At 61.4% G+C, this 24782-nt stretch carries 18 protein-coding genes; 9 read left to right on the top strand and 9 right to left on the bottom strand.

Going from position 1 to position 24782, the window contains the following annotated elements; translation table 11 throughout:
* Window positions 1-57: 57 nt before the first annotated feature.
* The 5 genes from SAJA_RS06115 to SAJA_RS06135 all read right to left on the bottom strand — a co-directional run bounded on the left by SAJA_RS06115 (window position 58) and on the right by SAJA_RS06135 (window position 7154).
* The gene (locus tag SAJA_RS06115; protein ID WP_123657782.1) at window positions 58-513 is read right to left on the bottom strand and encodes a DUF3429 domain-containing protein; all 456 of its coding nucleotides are present in this window, start codon (window positions 511-513) and stop codon (window positions 58-60) included.
* 79 nt (window positions 514-592) lie between these two features.
* Window positions 593-2563: a hypothetical protein gene (locus SAJA_RS06120; RefSeq protein WP_123657783.1), complete on the bottom strand. Its 1971-nt coding sequence runs from the start codon at window positions 2561-2563 to the stop codon at window positions 593-595.
* Window positions 2564-2702: 139 nt separating this feature from the next.
* On the bottom strand, window positions 2703-3356 hold the full coding sequence (locus tag SAJA_RS06125; protein WP_123657784.1) for a YceH family protein: 654 nt from the start codon (window positions 3354-3356) through the stop codon (window positions 2703-2705).
* A 458-nt stretch (window positions 3357-3814) separates the two neighbouring features.
* Window positions 3815-5254: an exodeoxyribonuclease I gene (gene sbcB / locus SAJA_RS06130; RefSeq protein ID WP_123657785.1), complete on the bottom strand. Its 1440-nt coding sequence runs from the start codon at window positions 5252-5254 to the stop codon at window positions 3815-3817.
* Between the two features lie 7 nt (window positions 5255-5261).
* On the bottom strand, window positions 5262-7154 hold the full coding sequence (locus tag SAJA_RS06135; RefSeq protein WP_123657786.1) for an ATP-binding cassette domain-containing protein: 1893 nt from the start codon (window positions 7152-7154) through the stop codon (window positions 5262-5264).
* Between the two features lie 82 nt (window positions 7155-7236).
* Here SAJA_RS06135 and SAJA_RS06140 point away from each other — a divergent pair, with 82 nt between their 5' ends.
* Window positions 7237-8025, top strand: coding sequence for a sulfotransferase family protein (locus SAJA_RS06140; RefSeq protein ID WP_123657787.1), 789 nt, complete (start codon window positions 7237-7239; stop codon window positions 8023-8025).
* 121 nt (window positions 8026-8146) lie between these two features.
* On the opposite strand, the gene SAJA_RS06145 is transcribed toward SAJA_RS06140, so the two are convergent.
* Window positions 8147-9550: a DEAD/DEAH box helicase gene (locus tag SAJA_RS06145; protein ID WP_123657788.1), complete on the bottom strand. Its 1404-nt coding sequence runs from the start codon at window positions 9548-9550 to the stop codon at window positions 8147-8149.
* Window positions 9551-9731: 181 nt separating this feature from the next.
* Here SAJA_RS06145 and moaB point away from each other — a divergent pair, with 181 nt between their 5' ends.
* The 3 genes from moaB to SAJA_RS06160 all read left to right on the top strand — a co-directional run bounded on the left by moaB (window position 9732) and on the right by SAJA_RS06160 (window position 13881).
* Window positions 9732-10247: a molybdenum cofactor biosynthesis protein B gene (gene moaB, locus SAJA_RS06150; RefSeq protein ID WP_123657789.1), complete on the top strand. Its 516-nt coding sequence runs from the start codon at window positions 9732-9734 to the stop codon at window positions 10245-10247.
* Window positions 10248-10408: 161 nt separating this feature from the next.
* A complete protein-coding gene (locus SAJA_RS06155) occupies window positions 10409-11998 on the top strand; it encodes an OprO/OprP family phosphate-selective porin (RefSeq protein ID WP_123657790.1) in 1590 nt (529 codons plus the stop codon).
* 380 nt (window positions 11999-12378) lie between these two features.
* Window positions 12379-13881, top strand: coding sequence for a peptide MFS transporter (locus SAJA_RS06160; protein WP_123657791.1), 1503 nt, complete (start codon window positions 12379-12381; stop codon window positions 13879-13881).
* A gap of 36 nt (window positions 13882-13917) precedes the next feature.
* Here the strand turns inward: SAJA_RS06160 and SAJA_RS06165 are convergent, their stop codons facing one another.
* A complete protein-coding gene (locus SAJA_RS06165) occupies window positions 13918-16263 on the bottom strand; it encodes a M3 family metallopeptidase (protein WP_123657792.1) in 2346 nt (781 codons plus the stop codon).
* 369 nt (window positions 16264-16632) lie between these two features.
* Here SAJA_RS06165 and SAJA_RS06170 point away from each other — a divergent pair, with 369 nt between their 5' ends.
* The 4 genes from SAJA_RS06170 to SAJA_RS06190 all read left to right on the top strand — a co-directional run bounded on the left by SAJA_RS06170 (window position 16633) and on the right by SAJA_RS06190 (window position 21879).
* Window positions 16633-17298: an energy transducer TonB gene (locus tag SAJA_RS06170; protein WP_221180146.1), complete on the top strand. Its 666-nt coding sequence runs from the start codon at window positions 16633-16635 to the stop codon at window positions 17296-17298.
* 46 nt (window positions 17299-17344) lie between these two features.
* A complete protein-coding gene (locus tag SAJA_RS06175) occupies window positions 17345-18082 on the top strand; it encodes a MotA/TolQ/ExbB proton channel family protein (RefSeq protein WP_123657794.1) in 738 nt (245 codons plus the stop codon).
* Window positions 18083-18127: 45 nt separating this feature from the next.
* Window positions 18128-18538 carry an ExbD/TolR family protein gene (locus tag SAJA_RS06180; protein WP_221180147.1) on the top strand — a complete coding sequence of 137 codons (411 nt, stop codon included), beginning with the start codon at window positions 18128-18130 and terminating at the stop codon, window positions 18536-18538.
* Window positions 18539-19302: 764 nt separating this feature from the next.
* Entirely contained in the window at window positions 19303-21879 is a 2577-nt protein-coding gene (locus SAJA_RS06190) for a TonB-dependent receptor (RefSeq protein WP_123657796.1), read from the top strand.
* 253 nt (window positions 21880-22132) lie between these two features.
* Here SAJA_RS06190 and ppa read toward each other — a convergent pair whose 3' ends face one another.
* Both ppa and SAJA_RS06200 read right to left on the bottom strand, forming a co-directional pair.
* Window positions 22133-22666: an inorganic diphosphatase gene (ppa, locus tag SAJA_RS06195; protein WP_123657797.1), complete on the bottom strand. Its 534-nt coding sequence runs from the start codon at window positions 22664-22666 to the stop codon at window positions 22133-22135.
* Between the two features lie 45 nt (window positions 22667-22711).
* Entirely contained in the window at window positions 22712-23965 is a 1254-nt protein-coding gene (locus SAJA_RS06200; protein WP_123657798.1) for a 6-phosphofructokinase, read from the bottom strand.
* A gap of 228 nt (window positions 23966-24193) precedes the next feature.
* Here SAJA_RS06200 and SAJA_RS06205 point away from each other — a divergent pair, with 228 nt between their 5' ends.
* A complete protein-coding gene (locus SAJA_RS06205) occupies window positions 24194-24751 on the top strand; it encodes an adenylate kinase (RefSeq protein WP_184999774.1) in 558 nt (185 codons plus the stop codon).
* Window positions 24752-24782 lie beyond the last annotated feature (31 nt).

Below are 24782 nucleotides of genomic sequence, written 5' to 3' on the forward strand. Positions count from 1 at the left end.
AATAAAACGCTTGCCGAAATCTCGGTGATATTCAAACATATCTTATGACGACACGCCCTAGAACAAGAGCGCGAAGAACAGCGACACCATCGAGGCGGCCGCCACGCCCATCTGTGGCGGGCGCAGAGCCGCGAAGAAGCCCGGCACCTCGCCGCGCCGCGCCGCGCGTGGATCCAGTACCGCGATACCGGCAAAGCCCAATCCACACAGCAGGACGGCGATAATGGCATAGGGCATGATGAAGATCACCAGCCCCAGCGCGAACAACAGTCCCATCGTCAGCAGCTGAGCCGGCTGCGGCCCGCCCTCGGTGAAAAAGCTCAAACCGCGTCGCACGCCGGCCAGGAAGAAGAACAGGATTGCCGACCAGTAGATGGCGGCCGTCACAAGAAACGCCAGCGTCAGCGGCCCGACGAACCACACCAGAATGCCTGCGATCACCAGCGGTGCCATCGGCAGATAACCCAGTACCAGGCTGCGTGTCGGAATCTGGTGATCGGAAGTGTCGTACATGAAAGCCAACGTGTGAGAGGGACTAATCGAGCATACCGTCTTGCGTGCAATCTAACACTGCCCGGCGCCTGGGTTGTCGCTAGTGAAAAGCCACTGCCCAGCTGTCTTCGGCGATCTCGACCGTGCGCGCGATATCGGCGTCGGGAATGGCCGAGGGGTCACCTTTTTCCAACGGGTCATAGTGATAGACAAACAGACGCGAGGCGAAAGCGGAAAACGGCAGACTGGCCTCGCCGAAGAACTCGCCGTGGCCTTCGGTGGAGGTGACCACACCCTTGCCCCAGTCCTGGCCGCTGTCGTTGTTCGGGTTGAAGAAATAGACCCGCATCACGCCGGTGGGGTCACGCCCGATACGCAGGATGGTAATGGCATGGCGCCCGATATAACGCGCCGCGCTGTCGGTGGCCGCGATGCCGGCCGGTTGCGGATGAACCACCGGCAGGTTGTTGTTGTAATCCGGGTGATAGCTGGCATAGAACTGACGCACGAAATCCGCATGATCGACGATCCTGTCGGTCGCCGGGTCCGCCACGACACGAAACCCCTGGCCGACCCACCAGCCGTAGAACTCGGGGTGAATCCAGCGGTGTAGATCATCGTCGCGTGGCCCGCACAGCCGGCCCATCTCGATATAGATCCGGTCCAGATGCGGCACCAGAATCATCGACACCGGGTCGACGTCCAATGGCCGTGTCTTGGCCAGCCCGTCGGCCAGGCCTTTCGAGGATACGGTCTGGCCCTCGAAGCGAAAGAGAATCTCCTCGTCGCGCGCGGCCCAGGCCAGTAGCTGAAGCAGGTAATCCGGATCGTTGGCGGCCCACATCGAGACCCCGATCACCGACTGACAGGTCGGGTTGTTGCCCTGGCCCACGCCCAGGGGTTGGCCCAGTAGCGACAACACGCCGGCCAGCAGGAATTGCCGCGGTGCCAATGCCGTGCCAAAAGCGCTGGCAAGCGTCGCCTGAGTCTCGGCGGACAGGGGCAGCTGAATCTGGCGCCACAGCCCGGCCGAGACCGGGCTGCTGTAGAGCACCCCGCGCTCGAGCAGACAGGCCAGACCGTAGACCGCCTGTGCGGTCTCGACGTGAATACATTCATCGATCAGCGTATGTACCAACAGCTGATAACAGCCCAGGGCATCGCGCCCGGTGGTCGACAGGCCCAGGGCGACCGGGATCAGCGCGTCACCCTCGGCGCCCAGCGCGCGCAGATGCCGCAAGAATACCGCGTGATAATCCGACACCAGGCCCGTCTGGTGAATCGCACGCGCGAAGCCTTCGGCCTCGTCGGTCAGGGCGCCGGGCATCATTTCCGTCAGCCGGGTGGCATAGGTCACGATGCCGGGATCCTCGGCACAGCCCGGGGTGGGCGAGAACAGACAGTTCACCAGGGCCGCCGCCCCGGTATTGTCGGTATCGATCGACGGGTCGTACAGACAGTGCGCGATCTGGATGACCATGCCACGCGCCTGGTCGATATCGATCGGGCGCTGATCGAGAATCCGCCAGACCTCACGCACCAGGCTGTCCAGAATGCTTTCGTAGCCCATCGTGGCCAGCTCAAAGGCATAAAGCGCGGCCACGGCCTCGCCCAGGCCATGCGCGCGTTCACGATCGGACTCGTTGAGCCGCCCGCCCATCAGATCCAGGTTGAGCGCCATGACCTGTGTCATGAACTGATGCGCGCGCCGTCGGGTGATGCGTGGATGTTCGTAATCACCCACGGCCACGGCCAGCAGGCGCAGTTGAGACAATGCCTCGATCGTGGTGATCGCCAACTCGCCGGTGCGCAGCGATATCTTGGCGATATCGGCCTGCAGGATCGCGGGCTGATCCCAGTCGGTGCCTGCAAACACCCGCACCGATTCCAGCCGTTTGACACGCTGATAGAGCGCGGCCGGCCCGCCGTCCTCGAGCAGCACCTGACCGGCAGCCGCCAGCACCTGGATATTGCTGGCATCGGGCTGGGCCTGGCGCGCCTGGCCCAGCGCCATGATCGCCTGATCGAGTTGTTTGACGGCAGGGCTGACAGCAGCGGCGGGTGCGGACATAGACAGGCACGGGTTCAAGTGAGGCCGCTTGCAACATGACGCTGCGCTCGGCGCCTCTAATGTACATGCGAACGTCGCGCGCCGCCGGTCTATCGATGCAGCCCGGGTTCAGCTTTCAGACGCCGCCACGATGGCGCGATCAGGCGTCGTCGAGCAGGGCGCGTAGTTCGGCGTTTTCGGCCTCGAGTTCGGCGACGCGAGCCTTGAGTGCCGCGATGTCTTCATCGGCCTCATGCGGGCCGGCTTCGGCGCCGACCGGCACGCTGCGATCGACCTCGCCGGCCAGCTGGTGCATGAACTGCGCCTCCTTGCGGCCCTTGGCACGCGGCAGACGCACAACAAGGCTCGTCTCGGGCGTGTCGTCATCGATCAACGCGCCGGCCGCGGTCGCCACATCATTGTTATCGGCAAACGTATATAGGCGCCCGGCGCGGGCCCGCAGTTCGCCCGGCGTCTGCGCGCCGCGTAACAACAATAGGGTGACGATGGCAAACTGGGCCGACGTAAGCTGGATATCCACGAAACTGGTCGCCCCGCATAGCCGCTGGCGATACTTGGCCACGCCGGTCTTGAAGTTCTCGTCGACCTGAACCAAGCGCCGATCGGCCAGGGCGCGCATGGCCCGCTGCACCTCCGCCTGGGTGAGCGCCATCACCGGATCACGCGCCGATTTCTGATTGGCCGCGTTGGTCAGCGTGTTCAACGTCAGCGGCATCTGATCGGGTGTCGTCACGGATTTTTCCATCAGACAGCCGATCAGGCGGGCTTCGGTTTCAGACAGGTTCGGGAGCATGGCGCGTCGTATTGAGGCTTTGCGCTCATGCTAACGCGTTGCTGGCTTTTATCCGCAGATGGCGGCCGTTTCAGCGCTCGGCGGCTTCGTTCTTTTGTTTATCCGCAGATGACGCAGATGACGCAGATTACGCAGATGGCGGTTAGGCCGCGGGGCTGTGAACGATTCAGGGGCGCCTTGGTTCAAAGGTGCGCTTCGTTGCGAAGAAATAGAGACCTATTTTTCGAGTGAGTCAGAACCGATAGCGCCGAAAAACGGGGCGCCCGTTCAGCCGAGCCGACACCCAGGCCGCCCGTCATCTGCGTCCATCGGCGGATCAATGCCTTCGAGGACTAAAACGAGGCCCGGAACCTGGCAGCGCCTTGAGCGAAAGACGTTTCGACAGTTCAACCGCCAATCTGTGAAATCTGCGTAATCTGCGGATAAAAAGCCGGCCGTATCTCGTGGCCGGCCACGACTCAGAGGAAGGCGCGCTGTCGGTCGCCCCAGGCTTTGAGTTCCAGCAGTAGTTGCAGCTGTTTGGGCTGGCCTTTCACACGCTCCATGAGCGTGGCCACGACCTCGTCGTATTCGTCGAGCGTCAGGCCGCCGTCGGGGGCGAATTCCAGACGTTTGGCCACCCAATTGTTCCAATCGTCTTTTTCGGCCTCGGCCAGGCTGTCTGGATGGTGCCGGGCGCGCCAACGAAACAGAAGCTCGTTCAGGCGGTTATCGGAAAACACGATATCGCCCTCGGCCAGCCGATCGGCGTGAGTGGTATGCACGTCGCGGGCCCTGGCGCGATCGTCGTTGGAGACGAAGCCGTCGTAGAGCGCGGCCTCGGCGTCGGTTTCAGCGTCGAACACACGTGCCTCGAACACGGCGATCGCCTTGGCCTCGACCTCGCCCATGCGGTCATGGATAGCTTTCCAGTGACGTCGGCACTGGTTGATATCCAGGTTGAGCCGGGTGGCTTCGTTGTCGCGCATCATCTCGAAGGGGGCCAGCACCGGGCACTTGTTCACGTGAACGCCCTTGAGCGCAACGCGCGGGGCATCCTCGGGCAAGTCTTCGCTCGGCGTGAAGATCCGGTCGAAGATCTCGTCGGCTTCCAGTTCCAGCAGCGGGGCCGGATCGTGGCGCAGGTCGTAGGTGATGATGCAGTTCTTGTTGACCGGGTGGGCCGCGATCGGCATCACCGGCGACAGACAGCCGTTGGCCGCGCCGAACTTGGCCGAGACGTGCAGGGCGGGCTTGCGGCTGTTCATGTCCAGCAGGGCGCGCGCGCTTTGCTTGTCGCGATGGCCGGTGACCCACTCGAACAGCTTGGGCTGCTTGTCACGAATCAGCCGGGCCAGGTCGATCGTGGCGTGTACGTCGGACAGGGCGTCGTGGGCCGTCTCCTGCATGAGGCCGTTGGCCTGGGCCAGGTGTTCGAGCTTGAAGCTCGGCGTGCCGTCATCGCGCGTGGGCCACTCGATGCCGTCCGGACGTAGCGCATAGGCCAGGCGCACCATGTTGATGATGTCCCAACGCGAACAGCCGTTCTTGTATTCGCGTTCGTACGGGTCATGGAAATTGCGCCACAGCGCGTGGCGCGTGATCTCGTCGTCGAAAGCCAGGGAGTTGTAGCCCACGCTGCACGTGCCGGGCACGGCCATCTCGGCGAGAATCGTGGCGATGAACTGCGGCTCGGGCACGCCGTGTTTCAGGGCGTACTGCGGCGTGATGCCGGTGATCAGTGTGGCCTCGGGGTGGCCCAGCATATCGGCCGGTGGCTGGCAGTAGAGCGTGACCGGCTCGCCGATGATATTGAAATCGGCATCCGTGCGAATACCGGCGAACTGGGCCGGCTTGTCGCGCTTGGGGTCGGCGCCGAAGGTTTCGTAATCGTGCCAGAAGTAAGAGAACTCGCTCATGACCGGCTCATGCCGCGCTCGGATTGGACAGCGCTTCGAGCTCTTCGGCGGCGGCCATCCAGCGGGCTTCGGCCGTGTCGAGCTGGCGCGACAGGGTGGCGCGCTCCTGGGTCACGCGGGCCGCATCCACCGGGTTGCCATAGACGCTGGGCTTGGCCAGCTCGGCGTCCAGGGCCTCGATCTTTTTCGTCAGCCGCGCCATTTCCTCGTCGGCTTTTTTGATCTGGTTCTTGAGCGGCTTTTCGGCCGCACGCTGTTCGGCCGAGCTTTTACGCGCGGTCTTGTTGTCGCTGACCTTGGGTTTGGCCGTTTCCTTGCCTTCCTTGGCAGCGTTCTGGCGCGACAGCCACTTGGCGTAGTCGTCCAGATCGCCGTCGAAGGGTTCCAGCGCACCGTCGGCCACGCGCCAGAGCTGGTCACAGGTGGCATCGATCAGATGGCGATCATGGGCGATCATCACTACAGCACCCGTATAACCGGCCAGCGCGGTTTCCAGGGCGTGGCGCATGTCCAGGTCGAGATGGTTGGTCGGCTCGTCGAGCAGCAGCAGATTGGGTTTTTCGTGCACCACCAGCGCCAGCGCCAGACGGGCTTTTTCGCCGCCGGAGAACGGGGCGATGGGCTCCAGCGCCTTGTCGCCGCGGAAATCGAAGCCGCCGAGGAAGTCGCGGATATGCTGCTCGCTGGCCTTGGGGTCCTGGCGCTGCAGGTGCTGGGCCGCACTGGCCGTGTCGTCCAGCACTTCGAGCTGATGCTGGGCGAAATAGCCGATCTTCAGATACTTGTCCGGCTGGGCCTCGCCGGTCATCGGGGCCAGCTCGCCGGCCAGCAGCTTCATCACCGTGGACTTGCCGGCCCCGTTGCGGCCCAGAATGGCCAGCCGGTCGCCGGGTACGAGCCGCAGCTTGATATCGCCGACCAACGGGTTGCCGTCATAACCGATATCCGCGTCGTCGATACGCAGCAGAGTTTCCGGCAGCCGTTCGGGCTTCAAGAACTGGAAAGAAAACGGTGTGTCCCAGTGGGCGGCCTCGACTTTTTCCATCCGCTCCATCTGCTTGAGCTTGGACTGGGCCTGACGCGCCTTGGTCGCCTGGGCACGAAACCGATCGACAAAGCCTTGCAGCTGGGCCAGCTTCTTCTGCTGGTTTTCATACGCCGCCTGTTGCTGGGCCTTGGCCTCGGCGCGCATCAGCTCGAAGGTGGAATAGTTGCCGGTATACAGGGTGGCGCCGCCGTGCTCCAGATGCAGGGTATGGGTGACCAGGGCATCCAGAAAATCCCGGTCGTGGGATATGACCACGAGCGTGGCCGGATGGGCCGCCAGATATTCCTGTAGCCAGAACACCGCATCCATGTCCAGATGGTTGGTCGGCTCATCGAGCAAGAGCAGATCACAGCGATGCATGAGGGCGGCGGCCAGGTTCAGGCGCATGCGCCAGCCACCGGAGAAATCATCGATCGGCGCATCGTGCGCACTGGGCGCGAAGCCCAGGCCGTGCAGCAGGCGCGCCGCCCGGGCGCGTGCGGCGTAGCCGTCGATCTCGGCCAGGCGGCCGTGCAGTTCGGCCATGGCGTTGCCGTCGCCATCGGCCTCGGCCGTGGCCAGTTTGGCTTCGACGCCGCGCAGCTCGCTATCGCCGTCCAGCACATACTCGATGGCGGGCTGGCTGCCGGCCGGGGCATGCTGGCGCACGGTGGCGATATCCAGATGCGTGGGGATCTCGATATCGCCGGCATCCGGCGTCAGCTCGCCGAGCATCATCGAAAGCAGCGAGGACTTGCCGGTGCCGTTGGCCCCGACGATGCCGACCCGCTGGCCGGCCTGAATCCGCAGATCCACGTCTTCGAGCAGCTTGCGCGGCCCGCGACGCAGGGTGAGGTGTTTGAACGCGATCATGCACGCATTGTAGAGGACTTAAGCTGCAAGCGAGACGCGCGGGCCGATACGAACACGAAAAGCGACGGTTATACTCGCGCTTATGCTGATACTGACTGGCCACCCGCGTTCGGGCACCGAGCTGCTCTTCGAGCTCTGTAGCGCTCATCCCGATATTGAGTTGACGCTGGAATCCGGCGTTTTTCGTTGCCTGGGCGTGCCGGCGTCGTTGTTTCAACTTTCAATGCTGGGGCGTTCGATCGCCCGACGACACGAAACGGTCTTCCGGCTCGATCAGAACAACAGGACGCGTTGGCAACGCCTGCAGAGCCACCGGTTCATGGCCGGCATCGCGCGCGACGTCGCGGGGCGTCAAAAAGGGCTGGTAAGCGCGGATGATATCGGGGCAGCCTTGCACCGAGCGTGGCCGCATGCACGCATCGTCGGCGACAAGTTTCCGGATTATGTGTTCAATCTCGGCCCGCTCGTGGACGCGCCGACAATGAAAACCATCGTTATAGAACGCGATGGGCGCGACGTCGTAGCCTCGTATCTGGCGCGCCTGTCCGGTGGGTGGGCGGATCTTCCCGTATTTGGCGCGTGGCAAGACGCTGCCTCGATCGCCGGTCGTTGGGTAGAGGCTGTGGAAGCGGTCGAACGCCAGGCCGACAAATTGCTGGTGCTTCGTTACGAGCGCCTGGTGGCCGAGCCTTTGTCAGAGCTTGCGCGAGTCGCTGCGTATCTGAACATCGATCCGGCCGGTTTTGAAGGCGCGGATGAAAAAATTCACGGCGCTAGCGTCGGCGGCTACGCTGAGCGATTGACTGCGGCACAACAAGCTGACGTGATGCGCGTAGCAGGGCCAACGCTTGCGCGTCTTGGGTACACATAAGGACCGCTATCCGTCGGGCGAAGGCTTCCGGCACGGGCAACGTTTGATGGCGAGCCCGGTCAAAATGGCTGATTGATACAAAAAGACGAGCCGTGGCTCGTCTTTCTGCTGCCGGAGCGGTTTAGCTCTGTGGCTTGTTGCCACCGCCGCCAGAGCGTCGCCCGCCGCGACGATTACCGCGTTTGGGGCGTGCGTGGCCGGCCTCGTTGGCGCCGCCGTCGCTGCCCGAACGTCGGCGCCCGCGGTTGCCCGGGTTATTCTGGGGCTTGTCGCCGCCGCCGGAATTGTTCCCGCCGCCGCGGCGCGACGGTTTGTTGCCACCGCGGCCGCCCCGATTGCCGGGTGTCTGCTGTGGCTCGTTCTTGGCCGCCTCGGCGTCGCGTGCGGCGGCGGCCTTGATGATTTCGGGGTCCATGCCCTCGACTTCCATGCGCTCGACGCTCTGGTCGATGAGCTTCTCGATGGCTTTGAGATAGCTGCGCTCGTCCTTGGCCACCAACGAGATGGCTTCACCGGCCGCGCCGGCGCGGCCGGTCCGCCCGATACGATGGACATAATCCTCGGCGACGTTGGGCAGCTCGTAGTTGACCACGTGCGGCAGGCCGTCGATATCGATGCCGCGGGCGGCGATATCGGTGGCGACGAGCGCGGTCACGGTGCCGTCCTTGAAACCGGACAGCGCCTTGGTGCGCGCATTCTGTGATTTGTTGCCGTGCAGGGCGGCCGCGGTGATGCCGTCGGTTTCCAGCTGTTTAACCAGGCGGTTGGCGCCGTGCTTGGTGCGCGTGAACACGAGCACCTGGCTCCAGTCGCCGCTGCGGATCAGGTGCGACAGCACCGCCCGTTTGGCTGATTTTTCGACCAGAACGGCGCGGTGGCTGACGCGTTCGGCCGTGGCGTTGCGCGGGGCGACATCGATTTCCACCGGGTCGGTGAGCAACGAACCGGCCAGCTTGCGGATTTCCTTGGAGAAAGTGGCCGAAAAAAGCAGCGTCTGGCGCGATTTGGGCAGATATTTCAACACGCGCTTGATGTCGTGGATGAAGCCCATGTCGAGCATGCGATCCGCTTCGTCGAGCACCAGTGTGGTCAGATCCGACAGATCGAGACGGCCTTCATCGAGATGATCGATCAGCCGGCCCGGCGTGGCCACCACGATATCCACGCCACGCTTGAAGGCCGAAATCTGGGGCTGATAGCCCACGCCGCCAAAGACTACGGTGTGCTTGAGCTTGGTATCGCCGGCATAAGTGGCCACCGACTCGGCGACCTGGGCCGCCAGTTCACGTGTCGGGGCCAGGACGAGCACGCGTGGTTTTTTCTGATGGCCGGTGCCCAGGCGCTCCAGAATCGGCAGTACGAAGGCTGCGGTCTTGCCGGTGCCGGTCTGGGCCGCACCCAGCACGTCAGCGCCCTTGATGATCGGCGGGATTGCCTGTGATTGAATCGGCGTCGGCTGGGTATAGCCGGCGTTCTCGATGGTCGCCAATAGATGCGGCGACAGGCCCAAGCTGTCGAATGACATAGGTGTCCTGATCGGTCCTGATCGATGGAAGGGCCGAGCGGGTCACATGAACGGGATGTCATGGGGTCGGCCGAGAGTGAGTCGATCGCAAGCCGCGATCGACAGGCAAGTATAGCAGGGCGTGCCGATCGGCATGCGGCTATGGCAGGCTAGTCGCTTGTTGCCATCCCGATCATCGCCCATGGCCGACGCATTCGTTGCTCTTCGTATTGCTGTTCTCACCGTCTCGGATACACGAGACAGCCAATCGGACAAATCCGGTGCCGCACTCGTGGCGCGCCTGGAAAACGCCGGCCATGTGCTACACGACAAGCGGATCTGTCGTGACGATATCTACGAGCTGCGGGCGATCGTTTCGCGTTGGATCGCCGATGAGGCGCCGGATGTTGTCATTACGACCGGTGGCACGGGGTTGACCGGGCGCGATGTGACGCCGCAGGCGCTGTCGATCCTGTTCGACCGCGAGATCGACGGCTTCGGTGAGATGTTTCGCTATCTATCTTATGAAACGATCGGCACCTCCACGCTGCAATCGCGGGCAATCGCCGGCGTGGCCAAGGCCACGTTCATTTTCTGCCTGCCGGGATCGTCCGGCGCGGTGCTCGATGCCTGGGACAAGTTGATCGCCGCGCAGATCGATTGTCGGACCCGCCCCTGTAATTTGCACGACCTGCTGCCGCGCTTGACCGAGCGTTGATCAACCCACGGTAAAACCGATAAAAAAATCTGTCACGCACTGATGTGTCAGTCGCCAATGCGTTGATTGCGCAGAATAATACGCCTAAAGGTGTATGCGACATCCACCTATAAAATCGCTAGTCTGTGCTCGCTTTAATCGCTGGATAAGGGGGCATTAATATGACATCGGTGGTATGTCGACTCATCGGGTCGGCCACGTTGGGTATGACGATCGCGACGGCTTATGTGCCGGTAAGTCTGGCGGCAGACGGCCCGACCAACGAAGAGCTGGCGGCGCTGGTTCAGCAACAGGCCGCACAGATCGCGCGCCTCAAGCAGCGTCTCGACACGGTCGAGGCCAATCAGGCACCGCAATCGTCACGGATCGCCGCCAACGACAAGGCTCGCTCGCCGGCCACGCCCGGGCGGCGCGAACCCGCCAGCGAGCCGTCTCGCCAGAACCAGATCGAGCCGGGCGCCGACGAGGCGACTGCACCGGCCGTGGGTAACCAGGCGACCGGCAATGATCGCTTGGCTGCAATGCAAAACGATATCAATACGCTCAAGGAAACCGGGGTCAAAGTTGACTGGTCATCGGGCACGCCCGAGTTTTCGAGCCCCGACGGGCGGTTCACGTTCGGTTTCGGGGGGCGAATCCAGTACGACGGCTCGACCACGAGCGGTTCGCGCTTTGACGGCGAGTCCGGTGATCTGAACTCGCGCAATATTGCCGGTACCGAGTTTCGGCGGGTGCGTCTGGATGTCGAAGGCCAGATCACCGACCCGATTCTCTACAAGATCGAGATGGAGCTGGCCAACAGCACCATCGGCCTGCGTGATGTCTATCTCGCCGGTCAGCGCCGCTTTGAGCTGGGCCAGGGCATCGTTTATCTGGGCAGCAAGTTCGCCGACTCGGGGCTTGACGGGCGTACCTCGTCGAAGTGGACCTGGTTCACGGATCGTAACGTTGTCTCCAACGATATCGACGGCGTGCCCGGGTCCTACAACGTAGGCTTGACCACCGCGTTCTACGGCAACCACGACGATCATATCTCGTTTGCCGTGAGCAAGGGCTCGACCAACGAAAGCCAGACCTCGTCAAACAATTTCCTGGTGCGCTCGCGGGCGCATTGGAACCCGATCAACACGGGCGACGTGATCCTGCATCTGGGGGCTAACGGTTATTACAAGGACTTTGATCGTGAGCGCGAGCCCAACTTCGTGGATCGCTCAGTCATTGCCGGCGCTTATAACGACAATCTGCGGGTGACCGGTCCGGTGGTGGATGCCAAGGACAGTACCTCCTGGGGGCTGGAACTGGCGGGCCTGGCCGGGCCGTTCGCCGCAGGCGCGGAATACGGCTCGCTCAACGTCAACTCGCGTAGCGGCGGCGACGCCCACCTGGAGGCTTACTCCGCACAGGTCGGCTGGTCGATCACCGGTGAGCAGTTCGGCTATTCCACCAAGCAGGGTGTGTGGACACTGCCCGAGATCGAGAATCCGGTTACCAGTGGCGGCATGGGGCACTGGGAGATTATGGCTCGTTACGGCGCGATCAATAGCGACGACACCCGCTTTGGCGGCGGCAGTGGCCACGGCACCACGTTCGGGGTGAACTGGTATCTCAACCGCTTCGCGCGCTTGATTCTCGCCGACACGATCTGGACCACCAACAACAAGCAGTCGACCCTGGTGGGCGCGCCGACCGATGGCTACAACGGCCACGATGACGGCAACACCGTCAACGCCCGCGCGCAGATCGTGTTCTAGGGCGTGTTGACATAAGATAAGGGGGCGCACCGGCGGCCACGCCGTGGCAAGACAAGGCATCGCGAGTGCGGCGTGGCTGCGCCGTGTAAGCGAGCCAGGCGGATGACGATAACGCCGGATTGCTGCGGCTTGGCCACCGGCCCCTTTTGGGGGTGCTCGCGCCGGACGCGCCATGCTGCTGACGGACTTTAACCTGATACGCCACGCTCGGCGGCCCGCGCCTTGCTCGGCACGCCCGGCGCGAGCGATGCGACGTCATATTTCATGACGACACGCCCTGGCATCCATGCATACCCGCGGCTTCGCCGATCATCCGGCGTGGATCTTGCTTGGCCGTGCTCGGCCCGCGCGTACGCGGCCGAGCACGACAGGGGCAGGGCATGACAACCACTTCGGGACCGCTTGTAGCTAAAGGTCGATCGTTTTCGACGGTCTGCCTGATCGAACTCTGGGAGCGCTTTGGCTATTACGGCATGCAGGCGCTCATCGTCTATTTCATGGTCCAGCAGTTGGGCTTTGATGATCGGCGAGCCAATTTGGTCTGGGGGGCCTGTGCAGCATTGATTTATGTCTCGCCCGCGATCGGCGGCTGGATCGGCGACAAGATACTGGGCACGCGGCGCACGATGTTGCTCGGTGCGGCGGTGCTTTCATTGGGCTATGCGTGCATGACCATGCCCACGGTGAACAGCTGGCTGCTGTTTTCAGCGCTGGGCGTGATCGTGGTCGGCAACGGCCTGTTCAAGGCCAATGCCGGTAATCTGGTGCGCAAAATCTTCGAGGGCGATGATTCGAAGCTGGATAGCGCGTTCACGATCTATTACATGGCGGTCAATGTCGGGGCGGCTGTCTCCCAGCTGTTCACGCCCTGGGTCAAGGATTACGTCAACGTGGTCTACGGCCACGGGTATGGCTGGCACGCGGCGTTTGCGGTGTGTTGTATCGGCCTGTTGTTCGGGCTGGTCAACTATTTCCTCATGCGTCAATCCATGCGGCATATCGGCTCCGAGCCGGATTACCGGCCGATCCAGTGGGGCCGGTTTTTCGCGGTTGTCGCCGGGGCGGTGGCGCTGGTCGGGCTGTCGGCCGCGATCCTGCAATACGAATGGTTGGCCCGCCTGTTCGTGATTGTTGCAGGGCTCAGCGTGCTCGCGATCTTTTTGTTTCTGATCAACAAAGGGGATCGGCGTGAGCGCGCCGGTTTGATCGCCGCACTCGTGCTGATCGTTCAGACCGTGTTTTTCTTTATCTTCTATCAGCAGATGTCCAGCTCGCTGGCCTTGTTTGCGCTGCGTAACGTGGACTGGGATTTCACGCTGTTCGGTACTCATTTGTGGACATGGTCGCCGGCACAGTTCCAGGCTCTCAACCCGATCTGGATCATGGTGTTGTCGCCGATTCTGGCCACGATCTATGCCCGAGCCGGTAGCCAGGGCCGGGATCTGCCGATCGCCGCGAAATTCGCGCTGGGGTTCGCGGTCGTGGCCGTTGGCTTTTTTATCTATGGCTTTGCCGCGCAATTCGCGACCCAAGGCAAGACCTCGTCCTGGATCATGATCTGGGGCTATGGTTTCTACTCGCTGGGCGAGCTGTTGGTCAGCGGTCTGGGATTGGCCATGATCGCGCGTTATGTGCCGGCCCGGATGGGCGGCTTCATGATGGGCGCTTATTTCGTCTCCTCGGGCTGCTCGCAGTATCTGGGCGGTATCGTCGCCAATTTCGCCAGCGTGCCCGAAGGCATCACGAACCCGCTACAGACGCTGCCGATCTATACCCGACTGTTTTTCAATCTCGGCTGTGCCGCGGTGATTTGTACCGTACTTGCCCTGGCAGTCCTGCCCTGGATGCGACGCCTCACGCGCATTCATCAGGGCCTGGACTGATCGAAAGCCGCGTCTGACAAAGTCGCAACCGACGGGTCACGGCTTCGGCGTTGCATCGTCTTTTGTCGAGGCGGTGCCGGCCGTCGTTGTCGTGTCGTCGGCGTTGTTGTGGGGTGCCGCCCGGTTTTCTTCGTGCCGATCATCAAACGGTTGTTCGTCGGCCAGGCCGCGATATTCAAGCATTGGGCCCACGGTAGGGTCGTGGCCCAGCCATGCGAGATAAGCATCATGCAGATCTCGGGTGTTGCCGATTGACAGGATCATTCGACGAAACCGATCCCCATTATCTCGGGTCAGTCCGCCGTGGGCCTTGAACCATTCAAAGCCGTTGTCGGCCAGCATCTGGGTCCAGAGATAGGCGTAGTAACCCGCAGCATAGCCGTTGCCCCAGATGTGCTGGAAATAACTGGAGCTATAGCGCGGCGGTACCTTGTGCGGTAGATAGATATTCGCGCTCTTGAGCGCCCGTTTCTGAAAGATGGCCGTATCTTTGTTGGCCGCGCCGGCAGAGATGGTGTGCCAGGCCATGTCGAGCAGGGCCGCGCTGATCAGCTCGGTCATGCGATAGCCCTGATTGAAATCGCGTGCGGCTTTCAGCTTGGTCTTGAGCGTCTCGGGCATGGGCGCGCCGGTCTTGTAGTGCAGCGCGTAGTGGTCGAAGACTTGGGGCGCCATTGCCCAGTGCTCATTGAACTGTGACGGGAATTCGACGAAATCCCGGGGCGTCGCGGTCCCGGATAGTGTGGGGTAGGTCGTATTGGCGAAAAAACCGTGCAGGGCATGGCCGAATTCATGGAACATCGTGATCACATCGTCATAGCCCAGCAGCGCAGGCTCACCCGGCGCCGGTTTGGCGAAGTTGCAGACGTTGTAGATCACCGGTTTTGTGCCGAAGAGTGTGCTCTGGCCGACAAGGCTGGACATCCATGCGCCGCCGCGTTTGTTCTCGCGCTTGAAATAGTCGGCGTAGAACAGGCCGAGTTCGCTGCCGTCGGCGTCGTATACCGTGAAGACACGAACATCGGGTTGATAGACCGGCAGGTCTTTTCGTTCTTTGAATGTCAGGCCGTAAAGCTGATGTGCGGCATAGAAAACGCCTTTTTGTAGGACGTTATCCAGTGCGAAATACGGTTTGACGGCGGCCTGATCGAGATCGTAGCGCTTCTTGCGGAGCTTTTCGGCGTAGTAGTTCCAATCCCAGGGCTCAAGCTTGAACGACTTGTCATCAGCTTCGATCTCGGCCTGAAGATCAGCGGCCTCAGCGTTGGCGCGCTCGACCGCCGGTTTAGCCAAGCGGTGCATGAAACCCAGGGCAGTCTGCGGCGTTCGAGCCATCTGGTCATAGAGTTTGTAATCGGCGTAGGTGTCATAGCCCAGCAGTGCCGCCTTGTCAGCGCGCAATCCGGCCATGGTTTCGATCACATCGCGGGTGTCTTCGTCACCGCCCTGGGCGGTTCGTGTCCAGGAAGCCTGGAACAGCGTCTTGCGGGTTTCGCGGTTTTTAAGATCTGCCAGCGGTGGCTGCTGCGTGGTGTTCTGTAGTGCCAGGCGATACGCATCCTCTTGGTCGTTGTCGGCCGCTGAGCGCTTGGCTGCGGCGATATCGCTTTCAGAAAGCCCTTCCAAAGCCTTGGCGTGTTTGAAGATCGGTGCTTGCGCCTTGTTTGCGGCCAACAGCTTCTGCGTAAATTCGGTGGCTAGGCTGGACAGCTGCTTGTTGATCTCGCGCAGCTGGGCCTGGTCAGCGTCGGAGAGTTTGGCGCCGCGGTGCACGAACGTCTTGTAGTAATGGCGTAGTAAACGCTGTGCCTCGGCGGACAGGTCGAGTGAGTCGCGCTGCTCGTAGAGCCGGGCCACACGTTTGAACAGGGCCGAGTTCAGATAGATCCCATCCTGATGGGCGGCAAGGCGCGGCGCCTCGACCTGTTCAACGTGCTGCAGGGCGTCGTTGGTGTCGGCGCCGGTCAGGGCATGAAAAACGTTCGTGGTTCGCTCGAGAAGTCGGCCGCTCTTTTCAAGTGCAACGATCGTGTTCTCGAACGTTGGGGCCGCCTCGTTCTGCGCTATCGCAGTGATTTGCCGGGCCTGGCGGCGCATGCCTTCGTCGATCGCCGGCATGAAATCAGCATCGTCGATCGTGTCGAATGCCGGGGCCTGGAAGGCCAGTCCGCTCGGTTGAGCGAACGGATTATCGGCGGTGAAGGCGGATTCGGTAGCCGGTGGTGTCTGTTGCTTGGCTTGGGTTTTTTCGGTCGTCTCAACGTCGCCCGGCTCCGGCGTATCCGCAGCCTGGGCAAGCCCCGTCGTACTGCCCAGAGCGGCCAGACATATAAGCAGCGCGCGGGGCTGCACACACCGCTGGCGGTTGTCGAAAGGTTTCATAGTCGGTATGTCCTTTGAGAAGACCGCCGCCGGGCGCGCGTGGCGATGGGGCAAACGCTGGGCCCGTACCAAAGCAGTCGATATATCCAATATCCATGTTTGCGGGTTTGGTCGGCGCGGCCAACCAGCTGCTCTATCTGCACGAGATATGCCATCTCGGCGCGCCAGGTGTCGTGCTCCAGCTTCGGGGCGGCATGGCACGTTGTTTGCTTCAACCCTGTCGCTGGCCGGCACGGCTGACAGCCGGGTCGTGGTTTTCTATTTCGAAGCAGCCCTACACGTATGACCGAGGATTTCGAGATCAACGACTCGCGGCCGCCCCGGGCTCGTCGGCGCGGCCTGGGCACGCTCGAGATCGGCGGCGTCATTTTGCTGTCGGGCCTGATTCATTTCGGGCTGTGGACGCTGTACCAGAAAGCGCCGATAGAACAGCCCGAACCGCTGAAGATCGCCAGCCCGCCGCCGGTACAGGTAACTCTGAGCCAGCCGACACCGCCGAAGCCAAAGGCGCCGGTCGTGGACAAGCATGCGGTCAAGCCGCCGGAAGAAAAGAAACCCGAGCCGGAACCCGAACCGGAGCCGGAGCCCAAACCCAAACCCAAACCCAAACCGGAACCAAAGCCAAAGCCTGAACCCGAACCGAAACCCGAACCGAAACCGGAACCGAAACCCGAACCAGCGCCCAAGCCGGCACCGGAGCCAGAGCCGGCGCCGGAACCCGCTCCGGCACCGGCCCCAGAAAAAGTCACGCCGGCGAAGTCATTCGGGCCCGGCGGCGTGGCCGGAAACCCGCATCCGACATATCCGTCTCGTGCGTTGCGTCGTGGGCACGGCGGCACGGTCCAGCTCAAGATTCTGGTCAGTCCGGACGGTAGCGCCAAGACCGTGACCGTCGTGTCGTCCAGCGGCTATTCCGAGCTGGACCAGGCCGCGGTCGAAACGGTTCGCAAATGGCACTTTGAGCCGGCTCATCGCGGCGATCAGCCGATTGCCGGTTATGCCCTGCAAAACATCAGTTTCACGCCGCCGAATTGATATCGCCACGCGCATTTTTTTTTAAGCGTTCCAGGAGCACGCCATCATGTTGAGTACGTCTATTTCATCCTTCGTGGTACCCGGTGTTCTGTGGTGCCTGATCCTGTTGTCGGTGGTGACCTGGGCGCTGCTGGTCATCAAGTTGATCCAATATGGCCGCGCGCGTGCGCTCGACGGTCGTTTCCGCCGTAATTTCTGGGCCGCAGACAGCCTTGAGCAAGGCGAGTCGGTGAGCGACACCGCCAGTGGGCCAATGGCCGAAATCGCCAAAGCCGGCTTTGCGGTAATCACCGGCCGGGATATCGCGCCCGGCAATCGGGATCTTGCCCACCAGATCGACAAGGGGGAGCGGCTCGAGCGCACCCTCAAACAACAGATTGAGCGCGAGCGGCGCTCGCTGGAAGGCGGTTTGGCTATTCTGGCCAGCTTCGGCAGTACAGCGCCCTTCATCGGCTTGTTCGGCACGGTCTGGGGCATCATGGAAGCGTTGGTCAATATCGGTGAAAGCGGGGCGACAGGCCTCGAAGCGGTCGCTGGGCCGGTCGGACATGCATTGATCGCCACGGGGCTGGGTATTGCCGTGGCGGTGCCGGCCGTTCTTATTTATAACTTTCTGGTGCGTCGACTCAAGGTCGGCACGCACTCAATGAATGATTTCGCCTCGGATTTCTATGCCTTGTGTCAGCAAGGCGGCTTTCGTATCGAGGGGGCAACGCTGGGCTCGCGACGTGAGACGCCGAAAGCCAACGCGACTGTCGGTCAAAAAACCCATGCAACGGCCTGAATCTCGATCGCGTTTGATCGATTCCAACGACTCGGAGAATTGACTATGGCCATGTCAGGTGGTGGTGGAGAAGACGACGAAGTCCTGAGCGAAATGAACGTAACCCCGCTCGTGGACGTAATGCTCGTGCTGTTGGTCATGTTTATCGTGACGGCGTCGGCTGTGACCACGTCGGTACACGTTAATTTGCCCAAAACCGATGCCGTGGCGCCGCCGGATACCAAGGAACCGCTCGTTATCGCGGTTGATAAATCCGGGCAGTATTTCCTTGATGACAAGGCGATGGATCTGGACACGCTCAAGCAGAAGCTGGCAGCAGCACATCAACAGAATCCGAAAGTAGCCGCGCAGCTGCAGGCTGATGAAGGCGTTCCCTACGGTAAGGTCGGGAAAGTCATGGCCGCGTTACAGGCCAACGGAATACAGAAGATCGCGGTGCTCTCCAGCCCGCAGTGAATGGCCGGGTGCCGTGGCGGTGCATTGGCTTCGCACCGGCTGCTCGGCTTTGAGGTGTGTCGTCACGGTGAAAGATGTCTCGTTGACGGCGCCCCGGACAACAGCCAGAGCGGCCATAGGGCCTCTAGTTGCTTGGAGTCACATCATGCCGGTCTTGGCCCGTAGCGTCTGATTGGACCAAAAAATTCTTTTGATTCGACGGCATCGTCATCGTTATAGCCATTCATTAATGAATGTATTTACAGGAACGGAAAAAATACCGTTCGGTCGTGCTAGATGTTTTTCTAGATAAATAATTTTGTTTTTTTGTTTAATAAACAGTTTTATTAAAAACTGGCACGCCCTGTGCTTTTGCTTGATTACGACAAGCCAGCGACTATCGCTTGTCGTGGGGGACGCCGAAGTTGATCGGTGTCGCAAACGTCAGTACAGGGGAATTTCGCATGACGGTAGAAACCAACGGGGCCGCCGTTGCAGCGCTTTCGCGCCGTAAACGACGGTATGCTTCGGCCAGTTCACTAGGCCTCACCTTAGTATCGGTCTTGGCGCCATTCTCCGGCGCCTGGGCCCAGCCGGAAGAGCTCCAGGGCGATATGCGCTACATAGCGCAAACGAATGCGGCATCGGAAGACACGGATCCAGCCGCACCGGCGCCTGCCGAACCTGCGCCGGCAGCGCCTGCGACACCGGCAGCACCGGCAGCCGCCGCCGCGCCTGCTGCTGCCGCGCCTGCTGCTGCCGCGCCTGCTGCTGCCGCTGCGCCCGTGTCGGGCACCACCACGCGCCAACTCAGTGATATTGCGGTCACCGGTAGTGCACTGGCCGGCACGACATCGGCGACCGCGTTGCCGGTAAGCCGCTACTCCAAGGAACAGCTCGTTCAGCAGGGCATTACGTCCACCGAGCAGGCACTGGCCCAGATTCCGGCACTCAGTACGTCGACCGGGGCCGGGGCGGCAACGGGTACAGCTATTCTGGGCGGGGCACGGTTTGCATCACTGCGCAGCTTACCCTCGGATTTCACGCTCGTATTGCTCAACGGCAAGCGTCTGCCGCTCGAGCCGTTCAACGGCGGCGCGGCGGTCGATATCAACCAGATCCCTTTCGCGGCGATCGAGCGCGTCGAGGTGCTTCGAGACGGTGCTTCGGCGCTTTATGGTTCTGATGCGGTCGCCGGTGTGATCAACTTCATCACAAAGAAGAATCTGCAAGGCGGCGATGTGGCGCTGCAGTACGGTATCCGTCCTGAAGATGGCGGCGGCAATCAGCGTTTTCTGAGTGGCACCTGGGGCAAGGGTGATCTGGAAGAGGATCGCTACAACATCCTGGCCACATTCAATTATCGCCGACAGGATGCCGTGAGTGCCCGGGGTCAGGATTTCGTCGTCGACCGGGACCTGCGCCGTGGCATTGATGCCACGTCCAGCTTTCCGATTCCGGCAAGTTATCGGGTGGGACAGAATCTGTATAACCCGGCCGCCCCGGACTGTGGCGGCCGCTTGTTGAGTGCGTCAGGCGACAACTGCCGGTTCAATTATCAACAATACGGCAATATCGTCACGCCCAGTGACCAGTTCTCGTTGTATACCGATGGTACTTACAAGATCGCGGACAACCACGAGGTTTCGTTGTCGTATCTGTACTCGGCCAACGACAGCACGGATATCGGCGCGCCAGGGCTGACCTCCAACACCGTGGGCTTGTCGCCACAGTCACCGTTTTTTCCGGGGAACGCCCAGGGTCCGGCGGTGCCTGATGCCGACATGTTCGACCCGGATAACGAGGTGCCCTTGTACTACCGAAACGCCGGGCTGGGACCGCGAGTCACGGAGAACGAAAATCGCTATCATCATGCCGTGCTGACATTCGATGGCCGTTTCGAGCGCGTTGATTACAATACGGCCTTCACCTTCAACCAGGGCGATACCGAAATCGCCTATGCCGGCGGGTATTTCAATCCCGGCCAGCTCGGCGCCTTGTTCAACAACGGCACGGTCAACCCGTTCACACGCTTTGACGATCTGACACAAGCCGAACGCAGCGCCATTGGGGATACGCAGTCCACAGGTACGGTGACCGATAACCGCTTTCGTGAATATGTCTGGGATGGCCAACTCTCGCGCGAACTCGGGGATTGGTTCGGTGGCGGCCAGGTCGCGATGGCGCTGGGCAGTCAGTATCGTCATCAGCTGTTCGAGGTTAGCCGCAACGGCGGCTTGCTGACCCAGGTCGCCGGTTCCGGCGGCGGGCTGTCGCCGGCCGATCCGGTGTCGGAAACACGTGATATCGGCAGTCTCTACAGCGAGCTGAACGTGCCACTCATCGATTCGCTCGAGGTCACCGGCTCGTTTCGTTACGATAACTATGACGACGTTGGGGACACCGTGAACCCCAAGGTCACATTGCGCTATCAGCCGTTCGAGCAGCTCGTTCTACGCGGCTCCTACGCCGAAGGGTTTGCAGCGCCCACGCTTAGCGATCTCTATGACCCGGCCTCTACCACGTTCACGACCGTACTCAACGATCCGCGTTACTGTGACGAGCAAGGCAACCCGCTGGGCGGCGCACCGGCCAATAGCTGTAACTTCCAGTTCAATCGTCAGAACGGCGGCAATGCGGATCTCGACCCGCAAACTTCGAAAAGCTGGACACTGGGCCTCGTGGCCACGCCGATCGAACGCATGGATATCGGCGTCAGCTTCTGGTGGATACAGATCAAGGACCAGGTATCTGCGCTTTCGCCCTCGTATGTGTTGGACAATGCCGGCCAGTTTGCCGACAACATCGTGCGCAACCCGGATACCGATGCGATCGATTTGATTCGTACGCCGAACTTCAATTTGGGCAGCACCTATACCAACGGGGTAGATTTCACGTTCGATTACGTTCTGCCGACAAAGTCCTTCGGTAGTTTTGCACTGCAATTTAACGGCACGTTGACCAACAAGTACGAGTTCCAGAGCATTCCCGACGGCGAATATATATCGGCCGAAGGGCGTTATGCCGTTGCCACTGACCAGGTGGTGCCCGACTGGAAACATTTGATTCGTCTATCGTGGGTACGCGGGCCTGTGTTCGCTAACGTTACGAATAATTTCTTTTCCGGCTACGATGATTTTGACCCGACGCTCAACCCCGAGGTCAACGATTACACGACTTTTGACGTGTCCACCGGCTATCGCTTTGACAGCGGCATCGAGCTGTTGCTGGGCTCGCGAAATATCTTTGACCAGGATCCAGTGTTTTCCAACCAGCCCTCGGTCGGATTTCGGGGCTACAACGCGTCGTATTCCGATCCCCTGGGGCGCACCGTATTCGGTCGCGTAAGCTATGAGTTCTAGCGACGCGGGATGACCGATGACAGGAGCCGCCACCCAATAAGGTGGCTCTTTTTTTGGCCATTCGTCACCGGCTAACAAACGAATACGCGCCCGCCCCCCCCAGCGCCCGCAGCCGTGATCTACAAGCCACGCCAAGCCCACATCGGCGCAATCTGTGTAATCTGCGGATAGTCTTGAAAGAACAAAGCCTAAAATCAAAAAAGCCTCCGATGCATACAGCATCGAAGGCTTTGAAGCGCGATACCGGCTTCGATCAGGCGTTGTTATAAGCGTCGATCGATTTCTGGATTTCGGCCTTGGCTTTCTCGGCGCCTTCCCAACCGGAAATCTTGGACCACTTGCCTTTCTCGTGGTCTTTGTAGTGCTCGAAGAAGTGGGCGATCTTGTTCTTCAAGCGCTCGTCCACGTCGTCTAGATCCCGCACGTCCTTGTAATAGTCCGTGGCGACCTTGTCTTTCGGCACGGCCAGGATCTTGGCATCCAGGCCGGATTCGTCTTCGGTGCCCAGCACGGCCACGGGGCGGCATTCGATCACCGAGCCGGGTACGATCGGCTCGGGGGTGAGCACCAGCACGTCGACCGGGTCGCCGTCGTCGTACAGGGTCTTGGGTACGAAGCCGTAGTTGGCCGGGTAGTGCATGGCGACGTTCATGAAACGATCGACCATCAGACAGTTGCTGTCCTTGTCGACCTCGTACTTGACCGAGGATGCGCCTTCGACGATCTCGATGATGACGGTGATTTCCTCGGGCGCCTTATCGCCCGGGGTCAGTGCTTCATAGCCCATGAGCTGTCCTTTTGTGCATGAATGTGAAAACGGGTGTTGAGTGTCTCAAACCTCGAAAGAGGTGCCGAGTTTTTTCGCAACCGGCGCCAGTGTGAGCCGCGCATAGTCCGGCAGCCCGTCAACATAGGGCGGGTAGCTTTCTCCGGCGATCAACGGCTTGAGATAGCGTCGCGCGGCGTCGGTGATATGAAAGCCGTCGTCGCTGATGAAGTTACGCGGCATGAACTTCTCGACGTTGGCCACTTCCGAAAGCGGGGCCTCGCCGATCGTCCACTCATAGGGGGCGTCGTTTTGGCGATCGATGGTGACCATCACGCCGGATTTGCCGGCCACGGCGTATTCGACCGCGGCCCGACCCACGGCATAGGCCTGCTCGACGTCGGTGGCCGAGGCGATATGCCGGGCCGCGCGCATCAGATAGTCGGCGATCGCATAGTGGTATTTGTAGCCTAGCTCTTTCTTGATCAGCTCGGCCAGCGTGGGCGCGACACCGCCGAGCTGAACATGGCCGAAGGCATCGATATCGCGGTCGTCACGATCGTTGGCCACCTCGACGCCCTCCGAGGCCACGATCGTACAGAAACCGTGGGCCTTGACCGTGGCATCGACCTTGGCCAGAAACTTGGCCCGGTCGAACTCGATTTCCGGGAACAGCAGGATATGCGGGGCATCGCCCTCGACCTCGGCGGCCAGGCCGCCGGCCGCGGCCGTCCAGCCGGCGTGCCGGCCCATCACTTCGAGAATGAAGACTTTGGTCGAGGTCTTGCACATGCTGTGTAGATCAAAGCCGGCCTCACGGATCGACACGGCCGTGTACTTGGCCACGCTGCCAAAGCCCGGCGAACAGTCGGTGTGCGGCAGGTCGTTGTCCATGGTCTTGGGGATATGGATGGCCTGGATCGGATAGCCCATCTCGTCGGACAGATGGCTGATCTTTTCGCAGGTATCGGCCGAGTCGCCGCCGCCGTTGTAGAAGAAATAACCGATGTTGTGGGCCTTGAAGACCTCGATCAGCCGCTCGTACTGGGCCCGGTTCTCTTCCAGGCTCTTGAGCTTGTAGCGGGCCGAGCCAAAGGCGCCCGCCGGGGTATGGCGCAGGGCCGCGATGGTCTCGTCGGTTTCGGCCGAGGTATCGATCAGGTCCTCGGTCAGCGCGCCCACGATGCCGTCGCGCCCGGCATAGACCGTGCCGATGGTGTCGTGGTGTTGTCGTGCGGCCTCGATGACGCCGGCGGCCGATGCGTTGATTACGGCGGTCACGCCACCGCTTTGGGCATAGAACGCGTTCTTCTTCGTCATCGAGTTTTCCCCTTGCCGAGTGGTTGTACTTTTGCGGTCCGGCGACGGGCGGGCCAGCCGGTGATGCATCGATCAGGGGCCAGAGCATACGCGAGCGCTTCTGGCGCCGACAATTGACTTGCCGCAGGCGCACCGCTAAGTTGCTGGGTCGGTCGGTGACGGGCAGGAACGCTCGTGCGCAGATGACCGCAAAAATGTTTTATACCAAGGTCTTTTGGCGGAGATGACATGCTGAAAATCGTGCTGCTGGGCGCGCCCGGCTCGGGCAAGGGAACACAGAGTGCCAAGCTCGTGGAGCGCTACGGCGTGCCTCAGGTTTCGACCGGTGATCTGCTGCGAAACGCGGTGGCCGAACAGACCGAGCTGGGCCAGAAGGCCAAGGCGGCCATGGATGCCGGCGAGCTCGTCTCCGACGATATCGTGGTGGGCATGATGCGCGAGCGCCTGACCCAGGCCGATACCGAGAACGGTTTCATTCTGGATGGCTTTCCGCGGACTGCCGCTCAGGCCGAGGCACTCGATGAGCTGCTTGCCGAGCTGGATCGCCCGCTCCAGGCCGTGGTGCATCTGCAGGTCGACAACGAAGAGATCGTGGGCCGGCTGATGGCCCGCGGGCGCTCGGACGACAACGAGGACACGATCCGTAATCGTCTGTCGGTGTTTTCTGAGCAGACCGCGCCACTTGCCGAGCACTATCGCAAGCAGGGCCTGCTCAAGGAAGTGCACGGCATGGGCGAGGTCGATGAGATCTTTGCGCGTATCGAGGCTGCGCTCGAAGACGTCTAGCGTCGACTCATAAACAGGCCAAGGGCCCGGT

It is taken from the genome of Salinisphaera japonica YTM-1, assembly GCF_003788585.1.
Classification (GTDB): Bacteria; Pseudomonadota; Gammaproteobacteria; order Nevskiales; family Salinisphaeraceae; genus Salinisphaera; species Salinisphaera japonica.

What these genes read in the sequence shown, in the direction of transcription:
- sbcB (WP_123657785.1), bottom strand. Translation starts at nt 5,254, where the DNA reads ATGAGCGAGTTCTCTTACTTCTGGCACGATTACGAAACCTTCGGCGCC.
- SAJA_RS06115 (WP_123657782.1), bottom strand. Translation starts at nt 513, where the DNA reads ATGTACGACACTTCCGATCACCAGATTCCGACACGCAGCCTGGTACTG.
- SAJA_RS06175 (WP_123657794.1), top strand. Translation starts at nt 17,345, where the DNA reads ATGTTGAGTACGTCTATTTCATCCTTCGTGGTACCCGGTGTTCTGTGG.
- SAJA_RS06180 (WP_221180147.1), top strand. Translation starts at nt 18,128, where the DNA reads ATGGCCATGTCAGGTGGTGGTGGAGAAGACGACGAAGTCCTGAGCGAA.
- SAJA_RS06135 (WP_123657786.1), bottom strand. Translation starts at nt 7,154, where the DNA reads ATGATCGCGTTCAAACACCTCACCCTGCGTCGCGGGCCGCGCAAGCTG.
- ppa (WP_123657797.1), bottom strand. Translation starts at nt 22,666, where the DNA reads ATGGGCTATGAAGCACTGACCCCGGGCGATAAGGCGCCCGAGGAAATC.
- SAJA_RS06125 (WP_123657784.1), bottom strand. Translation starts at nt 3,356, where the DNA reads ATGCTCCCGAACCTGTCTGAAACCGAAGCCCGCCTGATCGGCTGTCTG.
- SAJA_RS06165 (WP_123657792.1), bottom strand. Translation starts at nt 16,263, where the DNA reads ATGAAACCTTTCGACAACCGCCAGCGGTGTGTGCAGCCCCGCGCGCTG.
- SAJA_RS06205 (WP_184999774.1), top strand. Translation starts at nt 24,194, where the DNA reads ATGCTGAAAATCGTGCTGCTGGGCGCGCCCGGCTCGGGCAAGGGAACA.
- SAJA_RS06200 (WP_123657798.1), bottom strand. Translation starts at nt 23,965, where the DNA reads ATGACGAAGAAGAACGCGTTCTATGCCCAAAGCGGTGGCGTGACCGCC.
- SAJA_RS06155 (WP_123657790.1), top strand. Translation starts at nt 10,409, where the DNA reads ATGACATCGGTGGTATGTCGACTCATCGGGTCGGCCACGTTGGGTATG.
- SAJA_RS06120 (WP_123657783.1), bottom strand. Translation starts at nt 2,563, where the DNA reads ATGTCCGCACCCGCCGCTGCTGTCAGCCCTGCCGTCAAACAACTCGAT.
- SAJA_RS06160 (WP_123657791.1), top strand. Translation starts at nt 12,379, where the DNA reads ATGACAACCACTTCGGGACCGCTTGTAGCTAAAGGTCGATCGTTTTCG.
- moaB (WP_123657789.1), top strand. Translation starts at nt 9,732, where the DNA reads ATGGCCGACGCATTCGTTGCTCTTCGTATTGCTGTTCTCACCGTCTCG.
- SAJA_RS06145 (WP_123657788.1), bottom strand. Translation starts at nt 9,550, where the DNA reads ATGTCATTCGACAGCTTGGGCCTGTCGCCGCATCTATTGGCGACCATC.
- SAJA_RS06140 (WP_123657787.1), top strand. Translation starts at nt 7,237, where the DNA reads ATGCTGATACTGACTGGCCACCCGCGTTCGGGCACCGAGCTGCTCTTC.